Annotated in this window: 8 protein-coding genes; 2 read left to right on the top strand and 6 right to left on the bottom strand. The window is 42.3% G+C overall.

Annotated features, from left to right (window positions below; translation table 11 throughout):
• Nucleotides 1-227 (top strand): IS3 family transposase (locus UF05_RS24345; protein WP_045545802.1); only part of this gene is annotated, 227 nt, incomplete at its 5' end.
• Here the strand turns inward: UF05_RS24345 and UF05_RS08520 are convergent.
• From UF05_RS08520 to UF05_RS08500, 5 genes are all read right to left on the bottom strand, one after another.
• Entirely contained in the window at nucleotides 189-827 is a 639-nt protein-coding gene (locus UF05_RS08520) for a hypothetical protein (protein WP_156147369.1), read from the bottom strand. The genes UF05_RS24345 and UF05_RS08520 overlap by 39 nt on opposite strands.
• A gap of 260 nt (nucleotides 828-1087) precedes the next feature.
• Nucleotides 1088-1399 (bottom strand): stress response translation initiation inhibitor YciH, encoded by a 312-nt coding sequence (yciH, locus tag UF05_RS08515; protein WP_005455336.1) that lies wholly within the window; start codon nucleotides 1397-1399, stop codon nucleotides 1088-1090.
• A gap of 4 nt (nucleotides 1400-1403) precedes the next feature.
• Nucleotides 1404-1793, bottom strand: a complete 390-nt coding sequence (locus UF05_RS08510; RefSeq protein ID WP_045546046.1) for a DUF3319 domain-containing protein — start codon at nucleotides 1791-1793, stop codon at nucleotides 1404-1406.
• A 128-nt stretch (nucleotides 1794-1921) separates the two neighbouring features.
• A complete protein-coding gene (locus UF05_RS08505) occupies nucleotides 1922-2911 on the bottom strand; it encodes a D-alanine--D-alanine ligase (protein WP_045546045.1) in 990 nt (329 codons plus the stop codon).
• A 151-nt stretch (nucleotides 2912-3062) separates the two neighbouring features.
• Nucleotides 3063-3632, bottom strand: coding sequence for an SPOR domain-containing protein (locus tag UF05_RS08500; RefSeq protein WP_045546044.1), 570 nt, complete (start codon nucleotides 3630-3632; stop codon nucleotides 3063-3065).
• A gap of 242 nt (nucleotides 3633-3874) precedes the next feature.
• Between UF05_RS08500 and UF05_RS08495 the strand changes: the two genes are divergently transcribed.
• Nucleotides 3875-6508: a bifunctional acetate--CoA ligase family protein/GNAT family N-acetyltransferase gene (locus UF05_RS08495; protein ID WP_045546043.1), complete on the top strand. Its 2634-nt coding sequence runs from the start codon at nucleotides 3875-3877 to the stop codon at nucleotides 6506-6508.
• Nucleotides 6509-6593: 85 nt separating this feature from the next.
• On the opposite strand, the gene UF05_RS08490 is transcribed toward UF05_RS08495, so the two are convergent.
• The gene (locus UF05_RS08490; protein ID WP_025507255.1) at nucleotides 6594-7481 is read right to left on the bottom strand and encodes a LysR family transcriptional regulator; all 888 of its coding nucleotides are present in this window, start codon (nucleotides 7479-7481) and stop codon (nucleotides 6594-6596) included.
• Nucleotides 7482-7691: the final 210 nt, after the last annotated feature.

Genomic DNA, 7691 nt, shown 5'->3' with positions numbered 1-7691 from the left:
TAAAACAAAGTATGAGCAGGAAAGGAAACTGCTGGGACAATGCCTGTGTTGAGAGCTTCTTCCATTCGATGAAAGTGGAAGCGATTCAATACGAACCAATAATGACCAGAGATGAGATGCGCCAAACGGTCTTCGAGTACATAGAGGTTGATTATAATAAGACGAGAAGGCACAGTACTCTTGGGTATCTAAGCCCAGTTAACTTTGAACAGCAAAATGTCGCTTAATGAAGTGTCCAGTCTGACTGGAGCAGAACAGTACTCAATATGCCTGTCACTAATAGGTCTTAACTTTGTTTCTTTGCTTAGCTTCTTGATTGTGCAATCAGTAATATCTTTGCCGTATGCATTGGTTCCAGTAATTGCGAAGGGAAGTTGATCGATGTAAAAGAACTTCTTGAGAAATTTATAAAAACCTCGAATGCATCCTAAGTAGTTACTAGCAGTTTCATCAGTGTAATGCCCGTTATCAACATTTACTTGCAGCACATTTCTATAGGAGAAAATAGGGTTTTTGTCATCATCCACATGCAAGTGTTCATCCAACTTTAAGTTATTTTCATGCATGACTTGGAAGAAAGATTTGAGTGCTCGCTCAGTAGGAGATATGTCTTTTCTATTAACTGAAATTCTGAGGTATAGGAGGTAAGCGTTAGCGATGAATATTGGCTCATTATCATCGTATAACAGTTTCAACCCTTGATAGTTAACTGGAGTGCCATGAGTGGATACCTTAGCCTCACCATTTTCGTCAATGATTGCTTGTGTATCTTTATAGATCGGAATTGTAGGTGAGGTTTTGACTAGCCTTAGCATTTTTCTCTTCATTAAAGTAACTGTATAACTATACAGTGCATGAAGAGGTTATCCTAACTATTTTTCTAACTTTTATGTACATTTTAGAATTACGTTAGTTTTCTAAAACGGATTTCTAAAGATGACATCTAGGGTGCATAAAATAGCTAATATCGATCTATCAATCTGCGATTGCTTGTTCTTCAATTAGCTCGTTGTTTATTGCAAATAAAAATGGCGTCTAATCATATAGACGCCATTTTTAGTTTATCTGAGATTTGAACGTCAGGAATTTAGCCACCGGCTAGTTTTACTGTCATGCCTTTCTTTTCAAGGTGTGTTTTGATCTTATCTCTTGCGTCACCTTGAATTTCGATGGTGCCATCTTTGACTGAACCGCCACAACCGCATACTTTTTTAAGCTCTGCTGCGAGCAGTTTCAAAGGCGCATCGTCTAGGTCTAATCCTGAAACGATACAAACGCCTTTTCCTTTACGGCCTTTGGTTTGGCGCTGAATACGAACAATACCGTCGCCTTTAGGACGAGCTACTTTTTCTTCTTCCGGTTTAATGCGTCCGGTTTCTGTTGAATATACCAGGGTCATTCTGTTATTTCTTTTGCTGTTGTGCCTGTGCTTGCATCGCTTTCTGCTTTGCAACTAAATAAGCTTCGATGTGTCGTTGAATAGCAGCTTTGCCGCCTTTAATGAGTTTACCATTAAACATACAGTACCAACCGTTTGGTTCACCAGTGTCGTTTTTAATGGTATAGCCGTTAAAAACTTCTGATTGAACACCACCGGTTGGGTGTGCTCTTTGTCCAAGAGACGCGAATTCTTTCGGGTCAATGATCGATGCTGTGTCACACCACCAATCAATGCTCTTTTTCACCGCCGTCAAACTGCCTTGTAAAACGTGGTTTTTGATTTTAACCTTCCAAATACTGCCATCGGCTCCGCCTGACTGCAGGTTAAAACCTCTATAATTTGAAATTGCCATACCACTGAATCATCTGTTTAATGCGTTAATACAATCATAATTGCTACTGAGCATTATTCAAATATCGCTTGAACAAACCGTGCTCTATTCAACTATTTCTAACACAAAACGTATCGCGTGAACGTTAATCACTTTGCACTATTAATACAATCTTCAAGAAACTCATGGAACTTGTGACCATTGTTTTGAAGCATTTTAGGGAACATTGAAATTGGCGTCATTCCTGGGAATGTATTCACTTCATTCAAGTAAATTTCGTTATCTTCCGTAAGGAAAAAGTCGATGCGAGACAAATGACGAAGGTTCATTTGTTTGAATACGGTTTCTGACGCATGACGAATCTTATCGATCTGTTCTTGAGTCAGGTTCTTCGCTTCTACTTTTGTTAATGAATGGCTTGAGCTGCTGTATTTTTCATCGTATGAGTAAAATGCACCATCGGGTGCGATCACCTCACCTGGCTTAGTGATGTGCAGTTCACCGTTCATTTCATAAGCTGCGACTTCTAACTCACGAGGTTTTACCGCTTTCTCTACAAGTACTTGATCTGAATAACCAAACGCATCGTTTACTGCTTTAGCGATAGCTTGCTTTTCGGTTACACTGTAACACCCAACAGACGAGCCTTGGCGTGCAGCTTTAATAAACAGTTTCCCCCACTTTTCAAAGGCTTGTTCAGCTTGTTTATGAGCGTGTTCATCATTGCGAGTTAGGAATAAGTAAGGTGTATTTGGAATGTCTAAAGCGTCGTACCAAAGTTTTGATGTGATTTTATTGAAACTGTTGCTGCTTGCTTCTGGTCCACATCCTAAGTATGGGATACCGGCAATTTCGAATAGTGATTGAATGTCACCAGTCTCGCCGGGAAAGCCGTGAATACAAGGCACAATAAAGTCGATCGTTTGGTTGGATTCATTCGAGCACAATTGTTTGGTGTTTAAATCAAGGTAAACCAATTCGCCTTGATCTGTAACCCAACCTTCATTTTTTATTTCTACGCGAGTGACTTTGACGTTCTGAATTAGGTTTAGTTGTTGTTCAACAAAGTTAGCCGACAACAGTGAAATTTCGTGTTCAGAAGAGCCGCCGCCGCATAATAGAAGAATATTTTTAATCATGAATCAATCTTTCCGTGACCTACAAAAGATACTAGTTAATATGATAAACCTTTGAGGTGTAACGTACAGTTATTTTAGTGTGAGGAATTCTGTTCGAATAGGATTTGACCAAAAAAATAAGGGAGCGTATTGCTCCCTTATTTTGGTTTGATTAGTTGAGTTTCTTAAGCGTTGGAAATGATGAGTTCTTAATTGCGTCAATGCTTTTAACAAAAGGCTTCAACTGTTGGAATTGAGTTGGAAGCGTTGAAATCGCTTGTTGAGCTTCGGCGCTTGTCGCGTAGTCACCGTAAAGAACCGAGAACCACTTTGTGCCGTTGACGACTTTGTAATTCTCCCAAATCGGCTGACCGTTTTGAGGCAGTTTGTTTGCAAATTGATCAACTTTAGCTTGGCTACCTACGGCGACTACCTGGATGGTGTAACCGAATCGTTGAATACCTGCTTGCTTCTTGCTCGGTGGGACGATTTTAACGGGTTTTACCTGCTCTTTTGGTGTGAGTTTCACCACTTTTTTCTCTTCAGGCTTTGCCGTCATTTTCACGACTTCAGGCTTAACGTCTTGTTCTACAACTGCACTTTCAGACGCCATTATAGGCTTAGAGACTGCGTCTGATTTGTAGTCTTCTCGGTAGCTTTCGGAGGTGACATCTGTGATGTAAGTTTCCGAAACACAAGCTGAAAGAAGGACTGATAAGCCAATGATTGCGATTTTTTTCATGAAGTAACAAACGCTCTGGATAAATATTACGATAAATCATGCCGATAGCAGGCTCGTTTATCAAGCATCAAATACAATAATCTGCGAATTTGATGTGATGAGTGACACAAACTCTACAAGCACTGTATAGATTTGCTTCAATGTCCGGTTCGTTTATGTTTTCTGGCCTATTTATTCGTTTATGATTGTTGATATCAACGTAGCAGATTGCAAGTAAGTCGCGACAAGCCGCAGGAGTTCACATGAATAAACTACATAAACTCTTTAAACCTAGTTCCGTAGCGGTAATTGGCGCCTCTCAAAAAGAACTCCGTGCAGGGCAAGTCGTTATGCGGAATCTTCTGCAAAGTGGGTTTGATGGTGCAATCATGCCAGTTACCCCAAGGTATAAAGCGGTATCGGGTGTCATTGCCTATCGCGATGTTGCTTCCCTGCCCTATACGCCGGATATCGCTATTCTCTGTACTAATGCTTCGCGAAATGAACAACTTCTCAAAGAGCTGGATGAACGTGGTACTCCATTCGCGATAGTAATTTCTGATGATGCACAAACGCTAGATTTGTCATCTCTCAATATTCGGGTTCTTGGACCAAACAGTCTTGGAATTATCTTACCTTGGCATAATTTCAATTGTACGTTTTCGCCTGTCGCAGCAAAGCCGGGAAAGATTGCTTTTATCTCTCAATCGGCTGCCGTTTGTACCACGGTTTTAGATTGGGCCAACGACAAAAATATCGGGTTTTCTTCATTTATCTCGATTGGCCGTGGGCAAGATATTGATTTTGCAGATTTGCTCGATTATTTGAGTATGGATGGCAATACCGAAGCAATATTGCTGTATGTCGACTCCATTCAAGATGCACGACGATTTATGTCCGCAGCCCGTGCCGCTTCTCGCAATCGTCGTATATTGGTGTTGAAAGCTGGTCGTTCAAAAGAAATGAATACGTTCGAGCAGCAAGATGGCGATACGCTCGATGTGATTTATGACTCTGCGATACGAAGAACGGGTATGCTGCGTGTTAGCAATACGCATGAGTTATTTGCTGCGGTAGAGACGCTGACGCACTCAGTTCCGTTGCGTGGAGAACGCTTAGCCATCATCACTAACGGTGGAGGCCCTGCCGTCATGGCGGTCGATACACTAGTTGAACGAGGTGGCAATTTAGCGACTCTGGACGAAGTAACAACCGATCAGCTCAGAGCCATTTTACCGTCTAACTGGCGGGGTGTTAATCCGATAGACCTTTCCGGAGATGCAACGAAAAAACGCTACGTAGATGCGATCAATGCGGTAATGAATAATGATTGTGCTGATGCGATTTTGATTATGCACAGTCCTTCTGCCGTGTCTGATTCTTATGAAACGGCTTTGGCGGTTATTGAAGCCATCAAGAATCACCCTCGACATAAACATTTTAATGTCCTAACTAACTGGTCTGGTGAACAAACATCTCGAGATGCTCGACTGGCATTCACTCAAGCGGGGATACCTACCTATCGTACGCCGGAAAGCGCGGTCGTTGCGTACATGCACCTCGTTGAGTACCGACGAAACCAGAAACAGTTGATGGAAACGCCAACAACAGCAGAGCCGCTGCACTCAGGTAGCGTAAATTCTGCAAAAAAATGGGTAGATGAACGACTACTGGATAAAAATACAGTTGCACTGGATACACACCAAACTAGCCCACTATTTAAGCTCTTTGGCTTTAATGTTTTGCCTACTTGGATAGCATCGGATGAAATCGAAGCTGTTCACATGGCAGAAAATATTGGATACCCGGTCGCCGTGAAGCTTCGCTCTCCTGATATTCCTCACAAATCAGACGTACACGGCGTGGCGCTTAATTTGAGAAATAGTCGAGAAGTTTCTAACGCTGCACAATCGATTTTAGATACCGTCAAATTCAGTTACCCATCTGCAAACGTACACGGCCTGCTAGTTCAAGGCATGGCGAAGCTTGGCAGCGCGGAAGAGTTGCGAATCAGTATCGCGGTCGACAAGGTATTTGGGCCTGTCATTTTACTTGGTCAAGGTGGATCTGAATGGAACATCGCTCAAGATGCGGTGGCCGCCCTGCCTCCTTTGAATATGACGCTTGCACGATATTTAGTCGTGGTTGCATTAAAGTCCGGGAAGATCCGTCTTCAGAAACACAAAGATGCGCTCGATATTACTGAGCTGTCAAAATTCTTAGTTCGTATTTCGCAAATGGCGGTTGAGTTACCTGAAATACAAAGACTGGATATCCATCCAGTACTGGTATCCGGAGATGACTTAACCATACTTGATGCTGATGTGACGCTTTGCAAATATGAAGGTGACGCTCAAAAACGACTGGCTATTCGCCCTTTCCCTGCTGAATTTGTTGAAACTGTGACACTGCGTGATGGTCAACCAATCCTTCTTCGTCCAATTCTTCCTGAAGATGAGCCACTCCACGCTCAGTTCATCAATAGTGTATCCAAAGAAGATCTCTATAAACGGTTCTTCTCAGAGGTTGGTGAGTTTAACCACGAAGCTTTAGCTAATTTCACTCAAATTGACTACGACCGAGAGATGGCCTTTGTCGCAGTAGCATTCGATAAAAGTGGACCGTCGATCATTGGTGTCGCGCGTGCGCTGATCACGCCAGACAATAGTGATGCTGAATTTGCGATTTTGGTTCGCTCAGATTTGAAAGGAAAAGGATTGGGAAAAATCTTGATGGAGAAGATCATCAGCTATTGCAAAATTAAAGGCACGAAACAAATGTCAGGTATGACGATGCCTACCAATCGAGGGATGCTGATGCTTGCTCAACGTTTGGGGTTTGAAGTTGATGTCCAGTTTGCAGACGGTACGGCAGATATGGTGCTACCTTTAAATTAATGAGTGAGGAGCGTGCTCTCTTTCTACCGCTCAACTTCTTAGATTCAGTAACTCATCTGAATCTAAGAAGTAAAAAGTGACGCTGTTACTTTAGTTTCCAATTCTTCTTCAGATACTGAATGCACCAAGATTTCGCTTCACCCATGGTGTTTCTTCTCCACGCTAGAATGATATCCATCGGCTGCTCTTCTGTGTCTTCAATTTGTTTAAGTACGCCTTTTTCTATTAACGGTAGCGCGATTTGTCTAGGTAAGGTACCAATCCCTAAGCCTGCGGTTAATGCTTCTACTTTTGCTGTAAAGTTAGTAACAGTGAGTCTAGGTTGCTTTTGAATGATGTTTATCGAAAGTGCTGGCTGTTCGCGTGCGGTGTCTGCAATGGCAATAATTCGGTATTTCTCTCTTGCTGAATCATCAAACTCGCCACTGCGTTTGTGAACGTAATGCTCGGTTGCCGCAACCCAAATCATGGACATCTTGCCAATTTTCTCTGCTTTCACTTCTTGCGGTAACGTATCCAACGAAGGGCACACAAGCAGATCAGCTCTTCCTGTATTCAGAGATTCCCAGCTTCCTGCAAGAATTTCTTCTTGCAACCTAATGCGTGTCGAGCTTACTTCCGCCAGCGCATCCACCATCGGAAAGAAGTTTGAAATTGGAATGATGCCATCAAACGCAACAGTAATATCCAACTCCCAACCGTTAGCAAGTAAAGTCGCATCATTCACTAACTTTTCACTCGCTTGCAGAATTGCACGCCCTCTTTCCAAAATGAGCTTACCCGCCTCCGTAAAGAGCGCTTTGTGTCCTGAACGGTCAAAAATATTGATGTCGAGATCTTGTTCGAGCTTTTGGATTTGGTAACTCAGTGAAGATGGTGCTCTATCGAGCTCATTTGCCGCTGCCGCAAAGCTGCCTCTGCGATCTATCGCATCCAAGATATGGAGCGCTTCTAAAGTGATAGGGCTCTGCACGATAACTCCCTTTGTGTGATGTGAATCACAGCTGTGATATTTGGATAGATTTGTCAGAAATCGTTTTCAACAATATAACACACTGATAAATAAAGACTAGAAATGCCAAGCATTCAAGAATAGACGACATCAAAACCTGAACATTAAAATGATAATGATAGTAATTACTATTTAGTATCCATTAACATTTGCGCGTTGTTATTGCCTATT

It is taken from the genome of Vibrio sp. S457-15, from assembly GCF_000960545.1.
In the GTDB taxonomy this organism is placed as follows: Bacteria; Pseudomonadota; Gammaproteobacteria; order Enterobacterales; family Vibrionaceae; genus Vibrio; species Vibrio parahaemolyticus.
This window is presented reverse-complemented; position numbering and strand designations above follow the sequence as displayed.

Coding starts and splice junctions, on each gene's coding strand:
- UF05_RS08510 (WP_045546046.1), bottom strand. CDS start 1,793: ATGGCAATTTCAAATTATAGAGGTTTTAACCTGCAGTCAGGCGGAGCC.
- UF05_RS08505 (WP_045546045.1), bottom strand. CDS start 2,911: ATGATTAAAAATATTCTTCTATTATGCGGCGGCGGCTCTTCTGAACAC.
- UF05_RS08495 (WP_045546043.1), top strand. CDS start 3,875: ATGAATAAACTACATAAACTCTTTAAACCTAGTTCCGTAGCGGTAATT.
- UF05_RS08520 (WP_156147369.1), bottom strand. CDS start 827: ATGAAGAGAAAAATGCTAAGGCTAGTCAAAACCTCACCTACAATTCCG.
- yciH (WP_005455336.1), bottom strand. CDS start 1,399: ATGACCCTGGTATATTCAACAGAAACCGGACGCATTAAACCGGAAGAA.
- UF05_RS08500 (WP_045546044.1), bottom strand. CDS start 3,632: ATGAAAAAAATCGCAATCATTGGCTTATCAGTCCTTCTTTCAGCTTGT.